The 15,926-nt window shown below is 62.8% G+C and carries 13 protein-coding genes; 12 read left to right on the top strand and 1 reads right to left on the bottom strand.

The genetic code is table 11. From position 1 onward, the window contains the following. The first annotated feature begins 145 nt into the window (after positions 1 to 145). The 6 genes from G3N95_RS09760 to G3N95_RS09735 are packed head-to-tail and all read left to right on the top strand — an operon-like array spanning position 146 to position 7,332. Positions 146 to 1,168, top strand: a complete 1,023-nt coding sequence (locus G3N95_RS09760; RefSeq protein WP_205969786.1) for an ABC transporter ATP-binding protein — start codon at positions 146 to 148, stop codon at positions 1,166 to 1,168. Then, positions 1,165 to 2,268, top strand: coding sequence for an oligopeptide/dipeptide ABC transporter ATP-binding protein (locus G3N95_RS09755; RefSeq protein WP_205969785.1), 1,104 nt, complete (start codon positions 1,165 to 1,167; stop codon positions 2,266 to 2,268). The genes G3N95_RS09760 and G3N95_RS09755 overlap by 4 nt, the downstream gene beginning before the upstream one ends. 44 nt (positions 2,269 to 2,312) lie before the next feature. Then, positions 2,313 to 3,809: an ABC transporter substrate-binding protein gene (locus G3N95_RS09750; protein WP_205969784.1), complete on the top strand. Its 1,497-nt coding sequence runs from the start codon at positions 2,313 to 2,315 to the stop codon at positions 3,807 to 3,809. Between the two features lie 5 nt (positions 3,810 to 3,814). Next, a complete protein-coding gene (locus G3N95_RS09745; RefSeq protein WP_205969783.1) occupies positions 3,815 to 4,759 on the top strand; it encodes an ABC transporter permease in 945 nt (314 codons plus the stop codon). Further along, positions 4,759 to 5,643 carry an ABC transporter permease gene (locus tag G3N95_RS09740; protein ID WP_205969782.1) on the top strand — a complete coding sequence of 295 codons (885 nt, stop codon included), beginning with the start codon at positions 4,759 to 4,761 and terminating at the stop codon, positions 5,641 to 5,643. Before G3N95_RS09745 ends, G3N95_RS09740 begins: the two co-directional genes overlap by 1 nt. A gap of 51 nt (positions 5,644 to 5,694) precedes the next feature. Beyond that, positions 5,695 to 7,332 (top strand): gamma-glutamyltransferase family protein, encoded by a 1,638-nt coding sequence (locus tag G3N95_RS09735; protein ID WP_205969781.1) that lies wholly within the window; start codon positions 5,695 to 5,697, stop codon positions 7,330 to 7,332. Between the two features lie 36 nt (positions 7,333 to 7,368). Here G3N95_RS09735 and G3N95_RS09730 read toward each other — a convergent pair whose 3' ends face one another. Further along, positions 7,369 to 8,289 (bottom strand): response regulator, encoded by a 921-nt coding sequence (locus tag G3N95_RS09730; RefSeq protein ID WP_205969780.1) that lies wholly within the window; start codon positions 8,287 to 8,289, stop codon positions 7,369 to 7,371. A 1,076-nt stretch (positions 8,290 to 9,365) separates the two neighbouring features. Here G3N95_RS09730 and G3N95_RS09725 point away from each other — a divergent pair. The 6 genes from G3N95_RS09725 (at position 9,366) to G3N95_RS09700 (ending at position 15,864) form a co-directional block, all read left to right on the top strand. Continuing rightward, positions 9,366 to 10,382 (top strand): VTT domain-containing protein, encoded by a 1,017-nt coding sequence (locus G3N95_RS09725; RefSeq protein ID WP_205969779.1) that lies wholly within the window; start codon positions 9,366 to 9,368, stop codon positions 10,380 to 10,382. A gap of 269 nt (positions 10,383 to 10,651) precedes the next feature. Further along, complete coding sequence (locus G3N95_RS09720; RefSeq protein WP_205969778.1) at positions 10,652 to 11,569, top strand: sterol desaturase family protein; 918 nt, start codon at positions 10,652 to 10,654, stop codon at positions 11,567 to 11,569. Between the two features lie 251 nt (positions 11,570 to 11,820). Further along, entirely contained in the window at positions 11,821 to 12,849 is a 1,029-nt protein-coding gene (locus tag G3N95_RS09715) for an aldo/keto reductase (protein ID WP_205969777.1), read from the top strand. Positions 12,850 to 13,030: 181 nt separating this feature from the next. Next, positions 13,031 to 13,432, top strand: coding sequence for a response regulator (locus G3N95_RS09710; protein WP_205969776.1), 402 nt, complete (start codon positions 13,031 to 13,033; stop codon positions 13,430 to 13,432). A gap of 209 nt (positions 13,433 to 13,641) precedes the next feature. Further along, positions 13,642 to 14,802, top strand: a complete 1,161-nt coding sequence (locus G3N95_RS09705) for a porin (protein ID WP_205969775.1) — start codon at positions 13,642 to 13,644, stop codon at positions 14,800 to 14,802. Positions 14,803 to 14,982: 180 nt separating this feature from the next. Then, complete coding sequence (locus G3N95_RS09700) at positions 14,983 to 15,864, top strand: RNA polymerase sigma-70 factor (RefSeq protein ID WP_205969774.1); 882 nt, start codon at positions 14,983 to 14,985, stop codon at positions 15,862 to 15,864. The last annotated feature ends 62 nt before the right edge of the window (positions 15,865 to 15,926 follow it).

Genomic DNA, 15,926 nt, shown 5'->3' with positions numbered 1-15,926 from the left:
CAGGTCCGGTTCCGAGCCGTCATCGACTCATGAGAAAAACTTAAGCATCGAAAAGAAAGTTTAATATTTTTTGTACGAGACGCGCCATTATGATCGTCAGATGACGATCTGAAAGGACGAGCAAGGCAATGCGGAGCTTTCACGCATGACCGGTGCAGAACGCCGGCCGGTTCTCGATGTACGAGGCTTCTCGCTGAAGTTTTCGAACTCGCCCGATGTGCCCAATGTCGTCGACGACGTCTCGTTCCCCGTGCATGCCGGCGAGACCTTGTGCATGGTCGGCGAATCGGGTTGCGGCAAGAGCGTCACGTCGCTGGCGCTGATGGGACTGCTCGCCAGTCCGCCCGCGCGGCGGGTCGGGGGTACGGCGCATTTCGAGGGCGTGGATCTGTTCGCGCTGCCGGAGCGCGAGCTAGCCGACATTCGCGGCAACCGCATGTCGATGATCTTCCAGGAGCCGATGACCTCGCTCAATCCCGCCTACACGATCGGCGAGCAGATTGGCGAAAGCATCCGGCGGCATCGCGGCATCCCCCGCGCGCAAGCGCGCGAAGAAGCGCTGAAGATGCTGCGGCTCGTGCATATTCCCGCACCCGAAACGCGCCTCGACGCGTTCCCGCATCAACTGTCGGGCGGCATGCGTCAGCGCGTGATGATCGCGATGGCGCTCGCGAACAGCCCGCGTCTGCTGATCGCCGACGAACCGACCACCGCGCTCGACGTGACCATTCAGGCGCAGGTGCTGTCGCTCGTGCGCACACTGCAGGCGGAGACGGGCACGGCGATGCTGCTGATCACGCACGATCTCGGCGTGGTTGCCGAAGTCGCGGATCACGTCGCCGTGATGTATGCGGGCAGGATCGTCGAATACGGCACGGTCGCCGATCTGTTCGACGACCCGCAGCATCCCTACACAATCGGCTTAATGGGCGCGATTCCGTCCGTCGGCAGGCGCGAAGGCGCGCTCGCGACGATCCGCGGCTCCGTGCCGTCGCCCGAGCAGATGCCGCGCGGCTGCCGTTTCGCGCCGCGCTGTCCGTTCGCGGAGCAACGCTGCATCGACGCGGCGCCGCCCGATCGCACGCTGTCCGGCGAGCATCGCGTCGCCTGCTGGCTGGCGCCCGTCGAACAACTCGCCGAGTCCGTGCAGCAAAAGGTCACGACATGAAGCCGAACATCCTCGAAGCGAGCGCGCTGACCAAACGCTTCGGCGGCGAACGCCAGATGTTCGCGCGCACGCCGACCGTGCATGCCGTCAACGACGTGTCGTTCGCGGTGCAGACGGGCGAGACGTTTGCGATCGTCGGCGAGTCGGGTTGCGGCAAGTCGACCCTCGGCCGTCTGCTGCTGCGCCTGATCGACGCGACGCAAGGCCGCGTGATCTATCAGGGCGAAGACATCACGCACTGGCAGGGCGCGAAGCTGCGCCGTCTGCGCCGCGAGATGCAGATCATCTTTCAGGACCCGTTCGCGTCGCTCAATCCGGGCATGACGGTCGGCCAGATCATCGGCGAGCCGGTGGCGTTTCATGGTCTCGCTCGCAACGCGTCGGAGCGTCGCGAGCGCGTCGCGCAACTGCTGACCAAAGTGGGCCTGCAACCCGCGTACGCCGAGCGTTATCCGCACGAGTTCTCGGGCGGGCAGCGGCAGCGCATCGGCATCGCGCGGGCGTTGGCGGGGGAGCCGAAGCTGATCGTCGGCGACGAGCCCGTGTCCGCGCTCGATGTCTCCGTGCAGGCGCAGGTGATCAATCTGCTCGAATCGTTGAAGGCCGAACTGGGCCTCACGCTCGTCATGGTCGCACACGATCTCGCCGTGATCCGCCACATGAGCGACCGCGTCGCGGTGATGTACCTCGGCGAAATCGTCGAACTGGCACCCGTCGATGCGTTGTTCGACACACCGCTGCATCCCTACACGCAGGCGCTGTTGCGCGCGATTCCCGCCAGCAGCCCGCACGAGCGCCGCACGAAGCCGGCGTTGCAAGGGGATCTGCCGAGTCCGACGGCGCCGCCGTCCGGCTGCCGCTTTCACACGCGTTGTCCCCATGCGAAGCCGCGCTGTTCGCAGGAACGCCCGCTGGCCGAGGCGCTGCCGGGCGGACGCCAGGTGGCCTGTCATTTCTGGCGCGACGTGCAGAACGCGGGCAGCGGCGCGCCGCTCGTCGCGAGCGTCAGCGCGAAGCTCAACGAACGACTCGCGCTCTACCGCGAAAAGCAGGCGGCAGCGATGGCGAATACGCACACAAGCGCAAACGCGAACCGGTAACTCGATCTCAGATGGCAACCCGAACCGCAACAAGGACACCACGCATGCGAAGAATGTTGATTGCCGCCACGCTCGCCTTGAGCGCATCCGCCGCGATGGCTCAGACCACCATCCGCATTGGCTTGCAGGACGATATCGGTTCGCTCGATCCGGCACGCAGCGTGCAGTTCGTCGACCGGATCGTGTTCGCGTCGCTGTGCAATTCGCTCGTCGACGTGACGCCGGACCTGAAAATCGTGCCGATGCTCGCCACCTCGTGGACGACCAGCGCCGACGGCAAGAGCATGACCTTCAAGCTGCGCCAGGGCGTGAAGTTCCAGAACGACGAGCCGTTCAACGCGGCCGCCGTGAAGGCGAATCTCGACCGCTATCGCAGCCTGCCGACCAGCAATCGCAAGAGCGAACTGTCGTCCATCGATCACGTCGACGTGGTTGACGACAGCACGGTGACGATCGTGTTGAAGCAGCCCGACGCCGCGCTGCTCGCCACGCTGTCCGATCGCGCGGGCATGATGCTCGCGCCGAAGACGCTCGCCGATGCAGCGGGCGTCGCGTCGCATCCCGTTTGCTCGGGACCGTACAAGTTCGTGCAGCGCGTGCAGAACGATCGCGTGGTTCTGGAGAAGTTCGCCGGCTACTGGGACGCGGACAAGTACCCGATCCAGCGCGTGGTCTTCCAGCCGATTCCCGACAGCACCGTGCGGCTCGCGAACCTGCGTTCCGGCTCGCTCGACATGCTCGAACGTCTCGCGCCGTCCGACGTTGCATCGGTGAAGGGCGATGCGAATCTGCAGTTCAAGCCCGTGACAGGGCTCGGCTTCTACTACGTGACGTTCAACATCAACAACGGTCCGCGCGGCAATGGTCCGCTCAAGGACAAGCGCGTGCGTCAGGCATTCGAACTGTCCATCGATCGCGATGCCATCGACCAGGTGATCGGCGCGGGCATCTTCACGCCGGCCAATCAGGGCATTCCGAAGTCGAGCCCGTACTACAACGCATCGCTGCCGACGACGAAGCGCGACGTGGCGAAGGCGAAGGCGCTGCTGAAGGCGTCGGGTCACGAGCATCCGACCATCGAGTTCGCGTATCCGAACAACACGGTCGCGAGCCAGATCACGCAGATGCTGCAGGCGATGCTCGGCGAATCCGGCATCACGCTCAAGCTGCGCCCGAGCGACTACGCGACGGAACTGAACGCCGGACATAGCGGCGATTTCGAGGCGATGTACACGGGCTGGTCCGGCCGCGTCGATCCCGACGGCAATCTGCATCAGTTCAACACCTGCGCGGGCAACCTGAACTACGCGCACTACTGCAACCAGCAAGTCGATTCGCTGCTCGACGGCGCGCGCACGAAGCTCACGCCGACCGAGCGCAAGGCGGACTACGACGCGGCCGGCAAGATCCTCGCCGACGACGATCCCATCGTCTATATCTACGCGCAACCGTGGCCGTTCGTGCTGTCGAAGAAGGTGCAGGGCTTCACGCCTTTCGCCGACGGCCTCGTGCGTCTGCGCGGCGTATCGGTCAAGGGCTGAGCGTCATGCTGCGGATCATCGCGAATCGCATGCTGGTGGCCGTGCCGACGCTGATCCTGGTGTCGATGCTGATCTTCGGCCTGCAAAAGCTGCTGCCGGGCGACCCGGTGCTGGCGATGGCAGGCGAAGATCAGGACGCGCAGGTCATCGCGACGCTGCGCGTGAAGTATCACCTCGATCAGCCGGTGCCGACGCAGTACGCGCTGTGGGTGCGCGACGTCGCGCACGGCGACCTCGGCGCGTCGCTTCGCACGGAAGTGCCCGTGCGCTCGCTGATCGCGCAGAAGCTGCCCGTCACGATCCAGCTCGCGGTGATGGCGATGATCCTCGCAATCGGCATCGGCATCCCGGCCGGCGTGATTTCGGCGGCGAGCCGGGGTGGCCCGCTCGACTACGCGGCGAACATCTTTGCGCTGTCGGGCATGTCGATTCCGAACTTCTGGCTCGGCATCATGCTGATCTTCATCGTGTCGGTGCGCTGGCATCTGCTGCCGTCGTCGGGTTACGTGTCGCCGGGCGAGGACTTCTGGCTCAGCATCAAGACGATGCTGATGCCCGCGTTCGTGCTGGGCGCGGCGCTCGGCGCGCAACTGATGCGCCACACGCGCAGCGCGATGCTCGGCGTCTTGCGCACCGACTACATCCGCACCGCGCGCGCGAAGGGGTTGCTGCGCGGCGCGGTGGTCGTCAAGCATGCGTTCCGCAATGCGCTGATTCCCATTGTCACCGTGCTCGCGCTGCTGTTCGGCGAACTGCTCGCGGGCGCCGTGCTGACCGAACAGGTATTCACGATTCCCGGCTTCGGCAAGCTCGTCGTCGATGCTGTGTTCAATCGCGATTACCCCGTCGTGCAAGGCGTCGTGCTCGTCACCGCACTCGCGTTCATCATCGTGAATCTGTGTGCCGACGTGCTGTATATCCTGCTCAATCCCCGACTGAGGCGAAGCTGATGGCGACTCCATTCGATGCCCGCTCCGTCCCGTCCGCCGGCGCCTTGCCGCGCCGCAAGCGCCGCGGACTCGTGCGCTTCATGCGCAACCGGGCCGCTGTATTCGGCGCGTTTCTGGTTGCGCTGGTCGTCGTGATGGCCGTGTTCGCGCCGTGGCTCACGCAGTACGACCCCGTACAGGCGAGCTTCATGACCGTGCGCCAGGCGCCGTCGGCGGCGCACTGGTTCGGCACCGACGAACTCGGTCGCGACGTTCTGAGCCGTCTGCTGTACGGCGCGCGCGCTTCGCTGCTGGCGGGCGTCGTGTCGGTGGGCATCGCCGTGGTGCTGGGCGTGCCGCTCGGCTTGCTCGCGGGTTATTTCGGCAAGCTCGTCGACGGCGTGATCTCGCGTATCGCCGATGCGTTGCTGTCCATCCCATTCCTGATTCTCGCGATCGCCCTGAGCGCGTTCCTCGGGCCGAGCCTGACGAACGCGATGGCCGCGATCGGCATTTCGGCGATGCCGCGCTTCATCCGCCTCACGCGCGGGCAGGCGATCAGCGTCAAGGCCGAAGAGTATGTGGAGGGCGCGCGTGCGATCGGTCTCGATCACGCGCGCATCATTCTGCGTTACATTCTGCCGAATGTGCTGCCGCCCATCATCGTGCAGGCCAGTCTCACGGTAGCGAGCGCGATCATCGCCGAAGCGAGCCTGTCGTTCCTCGGCCTGGGGCAATTGCCGCCCGCGCCGTCGTGGGGATCGATGCTCAATACCGCCAAAGACTTCGTCAGCCAGGCGCCGTGGATGTCGATCTTTCCCGGCATCGCGATCTTCCTGGCGGTGCTCGGCTTCAACCTGCTCGGCGACGGACTGCGCGATGCGCTCGACCCGCGCGAATCCTGATTTTTTCCATGACGGCGCAGCAATGGCACCGTCGATCATCAGAGTGAAAACATGACAAGCTTCAACTGGCAAAACCCTTATCCGACAGTGCGCATGCCCGTGTTCGCGCGCAACGTCGTGTCGACGTCGCAGCCGCTCGCCGCTCAGGCCGGTCTGCGCATGCTGTGGAAAGGCGGCAATGCCGTCGATGCGGCGATCGCCGCTGCCGCCGCGATTACCGTCGTCGAACCGGTGTCGAACGGTCTGGGCAGCGATGCATTCGCACTCGTGTGGGACGGCCAGAAGTTGCATGGCCTGAACGCGTCGGGAGTCGCGCCCGCTGCATGGAGTGTCGATTACTTCAGGCGCAAATATGGCGAGAACAACGGCGTCGCGATTCAACCCGTGCGCGGTGCGGACACCGTGACGGTACCGGGCGCGATTGCGGGCTGGGAAGCGTTGCACAAGAAGTTCGGTTCGCTGCCGTTCGCGGACCTGATGGAGCCCGCCATCGAAATCGCCGAGCGCGGTCATGCCGTCGCGAGCATCGTCGCGCGCAAATGGGCGGCCGCTGTGCCCGAGTTGAAGAACCAGCCGGGTTTCGCCGGTGCGTTCATGCCGCACGGACGCGCGCCCGAAGTCAGTGAACTGATCCGCATGCCGGGCCACGCGAAGACCCTGCGGCTGCTCGCTGAAAAAGGTCCGCGCGCTTACTACGAAGGTGAGATCGCCGAGCGGATCGCGGCGTTCTCGCGCGAATGCGGCGGCGCGATGACGCTCGACGATCTGCGCAACTATCAGCCCGACTGGGTCGAGCCGATCGGCAAGAACTATCGTGGCTACACGGTGCACGAGATTCCGCCGAACGGGCAGGGCATCGCTGCACTGATCGCGCTCGGCATTCTCGAGCAGTTCGATATGGCTTCGATGAAGGTCGACGGAATCGAATCGCAGCATCTGCAGATCGAAGCGATGAAGCTCGCATTCGCGGACGTTTACCGTTACGTTGCCGATCCGCGTTCGATGGAAGTCACGCCCGAACAGATGCTCGACGACGCGTACCTGAAGTCGCGCGCGAAGCTGATCGACCCGAAGCGCGCGACGCAATTCGGCTTCGGCATGCCGAAGGCGGGCGGCACGATCTATCTGTCGGCGGCCGACGAGCGCGGCATGATGGTGAGCTTCATCCAGTCGAATTACATGGGTTTCGGCTCGGGCTGTGTCGTGCCCGATCTCGGCATTTCGCTGCAAAACCGCGGCTGCGGTTTTTCGATGGACCCGAAGTCGCCGAACGTCGTCGAAGGCGGCAAGCGGCCGTTCCACACGATCATTCCCGCGTTCCTCACGCAGCAGGTGGACGGCAGACAGGAAGCGGTGATGAGCTTCGGCGTAATGGGCGGCGATATGCAGCCGCAGGGGCATCTGCAGACGGTGGTGCGTATGCTCGACTACGGCCAGCAGCCGCAGGCCGCCTGCGACGCGCCGCGCTGGAAGGTCAACCGAGACTTTACGATCGACGTCGAGGCGACGCTCGACCGGGACACCGCGCAGCAACTCGAAGGTCTCGGCCACACGATCAAGTCAATCTACGATCCCTATATGGATTTCGGCTCGGGACAGTTCATCTGGAAGCTCGATCGCAACGAGCCGGATCGCGGCTATGTCGCCGCGAGCGATAGCCGGCGCGACGGCCTCGCGGCGGGGTTCTGATCGAAGGGCGGCGCGGCGCACGAGGGCCGGCGCCGCTCATTCGGGAAGCGTTCCTTCGCCGTTCTTGCGTTCGACGCGCCTCGCTGCTTTCTCGACTGCGAGCCAGTATTCGCGTATTGCGCCCATCCGTTTCTGGTCTGCGTGTACGGACGCGATCGCGTTCTTCACGCGTGCCTTGAGCACGGTCGGGTGCGCGTGATTGAGCACGCTATCGGCGAGACCTTCCAGCAGTGCGTGTTCGTAGTCGGTGGCCTCGCTGTTTGCACCTTCTGTCATCAGCAGCACGGGCACGCCTTCCAGGCGAGGTTCCTTCTTCAATGCCGCGCACAGTTGCATGCCGTCGGTGTCGGGCAATGCGGCGTCGACAAGAATCACCGTCGGCAGACTGTGCAGCGCGCGCTCCAGACCTTGCTCGCCTGTCGCCGCGGACGTGCAGCGGCCGAGGTCGTGCAGCAGATCCTGCAAGCGGCTCAGGCGGCCGGGATCGTTCTCGATGATGAGGATGTTGTCGGGCAATGCGCCGAGCGTCGGCGGCAGGAACGAGCCTGCGCGAAAGCTTTCTGATTGATCGAGTATCTTGAGGCGCTTTCGCAGTTGCGTTTCGACACGCGCGCGCAACTGGGTTGCGTTCAGCGGCTTGGTGACGTAATCGGAGGCGCCGAGCCGGAACGCGTCGATTTCCAGCGCGGGCGCGTCGTGACTCGTGACGAAGATGACGGGAATCTTCGCGAGTTCGCTGTCGGCTTTCAGAATTTCGCAGAAGTCGAAACCTGTCATGCCGGGCATGCTTGCGTCGAGCAGGATGAGGTCGGGCGTGGATTGACGCGCGAGCAGCAGCGCCATTTCGCCTGAGAGCGCAAAGCGCCTTTCCCCGTAGTCGGAGAGCATATCGCTCATGATGCGCACCGTCGCGACGTCGTCGTCGACGATGAGGAGCTTGAACTTGTACGCTGACATGTGATGTGTAGCGCCTCGGAATGTGGGTGCAGCGTTCATTGACGCTGCTTGCGGTTTGCCGGCCTTGTTCCTGGCCGTTCTCAAGATTAGGCGTAGATGTGGGAGGGCGGCAATAGTGGTTTGCCGGTTGGATGTTTTTTTGTCTGCGACGCAGTCGCAAATTGGGATTTTTTCGGCGCGGGTATTCGCGGTTCGAGTTCTGCTTTTGCGCTTTCGCTGGCATCCGCGTTATGGCTCTGGTTTGCTGGCGTTGCCCCTGTGCGGGGCGGCACCTACTTTTCTTTGCAGCGGCAAAGAAAAGTAGGCAAAAGAAAGCCGCTCACACCGCCAGCCCGTGTGATTGCCCAGGAGCCCCGACGTCCCCGTCCTTCTAGCGGCAACACGTTGTTTTCCGCCCGTTGCCAACGCCTTGAACCGGCGCATCACCCACTCCAATCACCCGCAGGCAGCCAGCGGCAGCGAATCGTCCGCGCCGCCCAGGTGGCAAACCGTGTGTAGGTTGTCGCATCGCATGCGTTGGCGAACCTACGACACCGATCCGCTTTTCAGTCTGGAGTGGTGCACTTCCATCGCGACGGCCTACACACAGTTTGCCACCTGGGCGGCGGTGAATGTCTGGTAACGCGGTCCGCGTCGCGGGAGTGTGGAGTGGGTGATGCGTGCCTTAGCGCGTTGGCAACGCGCGAAAACAAGTGCGTTGCCGCCTGAAGCGTAAGAACTGTTGGGGTCCCGCAGGCAAAAACTAGCACTGGCGGTGTTAGCCCGCTTTCTTTGCTTACTTTCTTTGCGGCGGCAAAGAAAGTAAGTGCCGCCCCGCACAGGGGCAACCCTAGCAAACCAGAGACAAACCGCGGATGCCAGCGAGAGTGCAAAGGCAAACCGCGGATGCCAGCGAAAAAAGAACGGCAAAGACCGCGCCGCAGGCAAAACCCGCAATTTTTACCCGCGCACCACTGCGCACCACTGCGCACCATTGCCCACCAGAAACACGCTTTACATGAATCCCGTCTAAAATCCCACGCGTCGCAAACCGCAACAACCCGCCTTGCGAAAAGAAACCAAAGGAACACCTCACCGTGTGGCACTTCCCCACTGCCATCCCTGCATCACTAGGCCCTTGGGCCGTCTTCCTCAGCGTGTTGGTCACACAGCTCGGCGTGCCCGTGCCGGCCGCGCCGATGCTGATGCTCGCCGGGACAATGGCCGCAATGGGGCAGGTCTCGTACGCCGCCGTGTTCTGCGCGGCCGTCGGCGCGACACTGCTGGCCGATTCGCTGTGGTTCTTCGTCGGTCGCGTGCGCGGGCGGCGGCTTCTCAACGGACTCGTGCGCTTTTCCCTCTCGCTCGATACGACCCTGCGCATGGCGCGCGGTGTCTTCGAACGGCACGGCGCGCCGATTCTCACGCTCGCCAAGTTCCTGCCCGGCCTCGGCCTGATTTCCGCGCCGCTGCTCGGCACGACGGCCATCGCGCCCGGCGTGTTCCTGCTGTGGGATGCCGTCGGCGCGTCGTTGTGGACGGGCGCGTATCTGATCGGCGGCGCCGCGCTTCATGACGAGATCGTGCAGGCCATGCTGCTCGTCCGCCACAACGGCGGCACCATCTTCGACGCGTTCGCCGCAATCTGCGTGACCGTGCTGCTGTATCGCTGGGTACGCCGCACGCAATTCCGCCGCTGGCTCGCGAAAATGCGCATCAGCCCCGATCAGCTCGACACCATGATGCGTTCCGACGCGCCGCCGCTGATCTTCGACGCGAGGCCGCGCAGCGTGCGCGAACAAGAGGCCTACCGTATCGCCGGTGCCTATCCGCTCGATCTCGACTCGCCGGAGAAGCTCGACGCCACGTTGCTCGCCCATCCCATCGTCGTGTATTGCGTGTGCCCGAGCGAAGCGACGGCCAAGCGCATCATCGGGCAGCTGCATCGCAAAGGCATTCATCACGCGCACGCATTGAAGGGCGGCCTCGATGCATGGGAGAAGCGCGGCTACCCCGTCGAACCGCTGCCCGCCGATTTCTACACGTCGGTCGAACGGCTCGGCATCGAAGTGCCGGAAGGCGAATACACCGTGCGCGCGACCCTGCCCGGCTGAGCGCACGGCGCGAGCCGCCCGATTTGCACGGCCGTTCGAAAGACCGCTGATCCTGCAATATTTCCCCTTTCGCGACGCCTTTCCCACACGCCGCCATTCCCGCCGTAAGCCCCGTCCAGCAAGGCTAGGAGCGCCGTGACATGGCGTGAAATAACTTCTACATAGCCTGTAACGGCTGTCATCTCTACAGTGCACACATCGGATGCGATGCACTGATCCAAACCCCACCGCAGACGATACCTCCCGCCACAAACCGTTATGGCATCGTCATGGAAAACCTCACACAACTCGTTCTCTTCGGAACAGGCTTCGTCGTCGTCGCATCGTTGATCGAAGCAGTCGTTCTCACCCGGAAGAGCCGCAATTCGGCCGCGCCTTTCGCGTGGTACGAAGTCTGGATTTCGCTGTTCGATCTCGTCGCGCGCCGACTGCTTGCGCTCCTGCCGCTCTCGCTCGCGACACCCGTCTTCAATCTCGCATGGGACCATCGCCTGTTCACCGTACAGATCAATAGCGCACTGATGGTGTTCGCGCTCTTCATCGGACAGGAGTTCTGCTACTACTGGTATCACCGCGTATCGCACCGCGTGCGCTTCTTCTGGGCCACGCATGCCGTGCATCACTCGCCGAACCAGCTGACGCTGTCCACCGCGTACCGTCTCGGCGTCACTGGCAAGCTGACCGGTTCGGCAATGTTCTTCGCGCCGCTCGTGTTCCTCGGCGTGCGCCCCGAAGTCGTGCTGACCACGCTCTATATCAACCTGCTGTACCAGTTCTGGCTGCACACGACGTGGGTGCCCAAGCTCGGCTGGCTCGAATATGTGTTCAATACGCCGTCCGCGCATCGTGTGCACCATGCATCGAACGTCGACTATCTGGATGCGAACTACGGCGGCGTGCTGATCGTCTTCGACCGGCTGTTCGGTACCTACATCGAAGAACGCGCCGACGAACCCTGCCGCTACGGTCTCGTCACGCCGACCACGTCGCGCAATCCGTTCGTCGTCGAGTTCGAGCACTGGGCCACGCTGATCCGCGATGTCTTTACGGCGAAGACTGTGTGGATCGCAATCAATCACGTGATCCAGCCGCCGGGATGGCTGCCGAATGGCGGCGGCGAAACGACGGAAGAACTGCGCAGCAAGGGCAAGGCGATGCGTAACGAGTTCGAGACCGTCAACGGCTGAACCATCAACAAAACCACAAGCAGGGCGCGCATGAAAATGCGCGCCCTGCCTGCTTTCTAAATGCTGTTAAGCGCTTTCCTTTGGCTATTCATTCTGGATATTCAAGCGCCGCTTCTTTCAGTTGCATTGACGCCGGTGCACTTGCCAGCACGCCGCGGGCCAAAGGAGTAGTCTATCGACCTGACGTTCGCACTCGCTTCGCAGCGCGTGGGCGCGCTGCATCATCCAACCGATCCATCAATGAGGCCAATATGGAATATCGTCACCTGGGCGCGTCAGGATTCAAGGTGCCCGTGCTCAGCTTCGGCACTGGAACGTTCGGCGGCAAAGGCGAATTCTTTCAGGCGTGGGGCGCGACGGACGTCGCCGAGGCGCGCAAGCTCATCGACATTTGCCTCGATGCCGGTGTCACGATGTTCGACAGTGCCGACATCTATTCGAACGGCGTATCGGAATCCATCCTCGGCGAGGCGCTGAAGGGCCGTCGCGACAAAACCATTATCTCGACCAAGGCCACATTTCGTTTCGATGAAAACGATCCGAATAGCGTGGGTTCGTCGCGCTTCCATTTGATCAAGGCCGTCGATGCAGCACTCAAGCGCTTGCAAACCGACTATATCGATCTGTTCCAGTTGCACGGCTTCGATGCAAAGACACCCGTCGAAGAAACGCTCTCGACGCTGAACGATCTCGTGCGCGCGGGCAAGATCCGCTATACGGGCGTGTCGAACTTCTCGGGCTGGCATCTGCAAAAATCGCTCGATGTCGCGGAGCGCTATGGCTATCCGCGTTACGTCGCCAACCAGACTTACTACTCGTTGATCGGTCGCGACTACGAATGGGAACTGATGCCGCTCGGCATTGACCAAGGTGTAGGGGCCGTCGTGTGGAGTCCGCTCGGTTGGGGCCGACTGACAGGCAAGATCCGCCGGGGCCAGCCGCTGCCGGATCAGAGCCGTCTGCACAAGACGGCCGACATGGGGCCGCCCGTTCCCGACGAATATCTGTATCGCGTCGTGGATGCACTCGACGCGATCGCTGAAGAAACAGGCAAGACGATTCCGCAGATCGCGTTGAACTGGCTGCTGCAGCGGCCGACTGTTTCGACGGTGCTGATCGGCGCGCGCAATGAGGAGCAATTGCGTCAGAACCTCGGTGCAGTGGGCTGGAACCTGACAGCGGAGCAGGTCGCGAAGCTCGATGAAGCGAGCAAGATCCGGCCCGTCTATCCGTACTGGCATCAGGAAGGTTTCGCGGAGCGCAATCCGTCCCCGGTATAAATGAACCGGAACCGGCAAGCAGCGCAACAACGCGGTTGAAAGAAGGCCGACGCTTCGGGTTCAGCATGGAACGCGGCGTCGGTCTTTCGATTTCGTTGGAAGGCAATGTGTGGAGGGGCGCTCGAACGTCACGAAGCGGACGCGAGCGTGGTGCATCGAATGGTCATGAGCGAGGCCAGATATGCCGACAGTGCTGCTTGTAGACGATGACGTCGAAACGTTGGACGCGTGGCAATGCGTGTGCGAGTCGCATGGCTACGATACCTGCATGGCGGAGGACGGACGCGCGGCGCTCGACCTGCTTCGCAAGCGGGATGTCGATATCGTCGTAGCCGACTGGCGCATGCCGGTGATGTCGGGCAGCGTGTTGTGCTATCACGTGCGCAACGAACAGAGCCTCGCGGAAATCGTGTTCATTCTCGTGTCGGGCGAGCCGAGTCCGCCCGCATTCGTCTACTACGACGGCTTCCTGCGCAAGCCGCTCGATCCTTCCGAACTGCTGTCCGCAATGGATCGGCTGTTGCTCGAACGCTCCGCCGATGGCCGCCGCAAACGGCCTCGATCGGGCGCGTCACGTAACTGAAAGAAGTCGATATCCCGTGAGCGCACGTGTTTATTTTCCATTGCGCACTTGGACACGGGATGTTTTTGTCGATCCTATGATGAAGTCGCTGTCTTGAGTCCGGCGTATTTCCGGTTGCCAAACCATCGCCTGTTCTTTTATGATCGCGCGCCCTAAAACAGGCACACGCCGATCGACTCTCGGCAGCATCATCACGGAGCCAGACAAACATGAAGAAATCCTTACTCGCCCTCGCACTCCTCGGAGCTTTTACTGTTTCAGCGCATGCGCAAAGCAGCGTCACACTCTACGGTCTGATCGACACCGGTCTGGTGTACACCAACAATCAGTTGGGTCACAGCAACTGGCAGATGGTGAGCAGTTCGACGCAGAACACGGTCTTCGGCCTTAAAGGATCGGAAGATCTCGGCGGCGGCCTGCATGCCGTCTTCAAGATCGAACAGGGCTTTCTATTGAATAACGGCGCGCAGGCATTCTCCGGTGACGCCTTCGGTTCGCAGGCATGGGTTGGTCTGCAAAGCGATCCCTATGGCACGCTGACGTTCGGCCGCCAGTTCGACGTGATGAACGACCTCGTCGGCCCGCTGACGGCGGAGTTCAACACGTGGGGCGGAAGCATGGCCGCGCATCCGTTCGAGAACGACAACCTGGCCGCGAATTCCGTCGTCGTCAACAACACGGTTAAGTACACCAGCCCGACGTATCGCGGCGTGACGTTCGCCACGATGTACGGCTTCAGCAACAAGGCGGGTGACTTCGCGAACAATCGCGCTTACGGTTTTGGCCTGTCGTATGCAATGGGGCGGCTCAATCTCGCGGCGGGCTATCTGCAATTCAACAACGCGGGCAACAGCAGCGGCGCGATCACGTCGTCCGATGCCAGCGCGAACTTCCTCGCGGAACGTCAGCGCATCTGGTCGCTTGGCGGCAACTACACGTTCGGCCCGGCAACGGTCGGCCTGGTGTGGAGCCATACGCAGATCGACAATGCATCGGGCGTGTTCTCGTTCGGCACGGGCACCTATCTCGGCGCGAACGATTCGTCGGCGGGCACGCTGGCCGGTTCGCTGCGCCTCGACAACTACGAGGTGAATGCGAAGTACGCGCTCACGCCTGCATTGAGCGTGTCGGGCGCGTACACGTACACGCATGGTGCGTACAACGGCTCGGCGCCTGGCTGGAATACCGCGATGCTGCAAACGGATTACGCGGTCAGCAAGCGCACCGACTTCTACCTCGAAGGCGTTTATCAGAACGTGCATGGCGCACCGGCTGATTCGGTGCTGTCGCACGCGATGATCAATACCCTGTCGCCTTCGTCGACGGACTCGCAAGTGGCCGTGACGGTCGGCATGCGTCACACGTTCTGACGTGTCGACGTAGCGGGCGCGGACGCATGGCTGCAAAGCATGCGTCTCGCCCGGCAAGCGCGCGTTCGTGTCCCTTACCCGGTGCCTGTCTGGCCGTCCGTGGCACACTTCAGTTTTGCCACCCTGGATCGTCACGCCTTCACCGTTTCCGTCTGATGGAAACGGCCAAGGAAACATCTCATGGACGCCGACGCCCTCGCATTCAATCAGCTTCGCCCGCGCCTGCAAAAGATCGCATACCGGATGCTCGGTTCCGTCGCCGAAGCGGAAGACATCGTGCAGGACGTCTGGCTGCGCTGGCATTCGGCCGAGCGTGCGAGCATCGACAACGCGGAGGCGTGGCTCGTGTCGGTGACGACGCGCATGTCCATCGACCGTCTGCGGGCCGCGAAAATCCAGCGCGAACACTACACGGGTATCTGGCTGCCCGAGCCCGAAATCACGGATTCGCCCGCCACGCCGGAAGAAATGACGGAGCGCGCAGACGATGTCTCCGTTGCGTTCCTGATGCTGCTCGAACGGCTCACGCCGGAAGCGCGTGCCGCGTTTCTCCTGCGCGAAGTTTTCGATGCGGACTATGACGAAGTCGCCGATGCGATCGGCAAGACGGAAGCGGCGTGCCGTCAGCTGGTGAGCCGCGCCAAGGCGCAGTTGCGCGACGAGCGGCCGCGCCATGCCGTGCCGCGCGAAACGCATCGCCAGTTATTGCAGAGCTTTGCACAAGCACTGGAACGCGCGGACTTCCATGCGATCAACACGTTCCTCGCTGAAGACGCGGTCCTGATCGGCGACGGCGGCGGCAAGGTGACGAGCTTCCCGAAACCGATGGTGGGCGGACGGCGCATTGCGCAGCTGTTCTACGCGGCGTTGCGCCGCTATCCGGGCCGCGTTCATGTCAGGCTCGTGACGCTCAACGGTCGGCCGGCGTTCCTGCGTTATATCGAAGGCCAGCTGGAATCCGCGCAATCGTTCGAAACGGACGGCGAGCGTATCGTCGAAATCCATGTTCAACGCAATCCCGACAAACTGGCGCGCATCGTTGCCGCATACGGCACGCTCTGAGCATCCATACTTCGGCTCACGCGATTGGTGTCTAAAGGGCAACACCGTGAGCCTGTCCCCAT

It is taken from the genome of Paraburkholderia sp. Tr-20389 (assembly GCF_017104565.1).
GTDB lineage: Bacteria > Pseudomonadota > Gammaproteobacteria > Burkholderiales > Burkholderiaceae > Paraburkholderia.
This window is presented reverse-complemented; position numbering and strand designations above follow the sequence as displayed.

Excerpts from the sequence above, each read along its gene's own strand:
- G3N95_RS09760 (WP_205969786.1), top strand. The coding sequence starts at position 146 with ATGACCGGTGCAGAACGCCGGCCGGTTCTCGATGTACGAGGCTTCTCG.
- G3N95_RS09755 (WP_205969785.1), top strand. The coding sequence starts at position 1,165 with ATGAAGCCGAACATCCTCGAAGCGAGCGCGCTGACCAAACGCTTCGGC.
- G3N95_RS09750 (WP_205969784.1), top strand. The coding sequence starts at position 2,313 with ATGCGAAGAATGTTGATTGCCGCCACGCTCGCCTTGAGCGCATCCGCC.
- G3N95_RS09745 (WP_205969783.1), top strand. The coding sequence starts at position 3,815 with ATGCTGCGGATCATCGCGAATCGCATGCTGGTGGCCGTGCCGACGCTG.
- G3N95_RS09740 (WP_205969782.1), top strand. The coding sequence starts at position 4,759 with ATGGCGACTCCATTCGATGCCCGCTCCGTCCCGTCCGCCGGCGCCTTG.
- G3N95_RS09735 (WP_205969781.1), top strand. The coding sequence starts at position 5,695 with ATGACAAGCTTCAACTGGCAAAACCCTTATCCGACAGTGCGCATGCCC.
- G3N95_RS09730 (WP_205969780.1), bottom strand. The coding sequence starts at position 8,289 with ATGTCAGCGTACAAGTTCAAGCTCCTCATCGTCGACGACGACGTCGCG.
- G3N95_RS09720 (WP_205969778.1), top strand. The coding sequence starts at position 10,652 with ATGGAAAACCTCACACAACTCGTTCTCTTCGGAACAGGCTTCGTCGTC.
- G3N95_RS09715 (WP_205969777.1), top strand. The coding sequence starts at position 11,821 with ATGGAATATCGTCACCTGGGCGCGTCAGGATTCAAGGTGCCCGTGCTC.
- G3N95_RS09710 (WP_205969776.1), top strand. The coding sequence starts at position 13,031 with ATGCCGACAGTGCTGCTTGTAGACGATGACGTCGAAACGTTGGACGCG.
- G3N95_RS09705 (WP_205969775.1), top strand. The coding sequence starts at position 13,642 with ATGAAGAAATCCTTACTCGCCCTCGCACTCCTCGGAGCTTTTACTGTT.
- G3N95_RS09700 (WP_205969774.1), top strand. The coding sequence starts at position 14,983 with ATGGACGCCGACGCCCTCGCATTCAATCAGCTTCGCCCGCGCCTGCAA.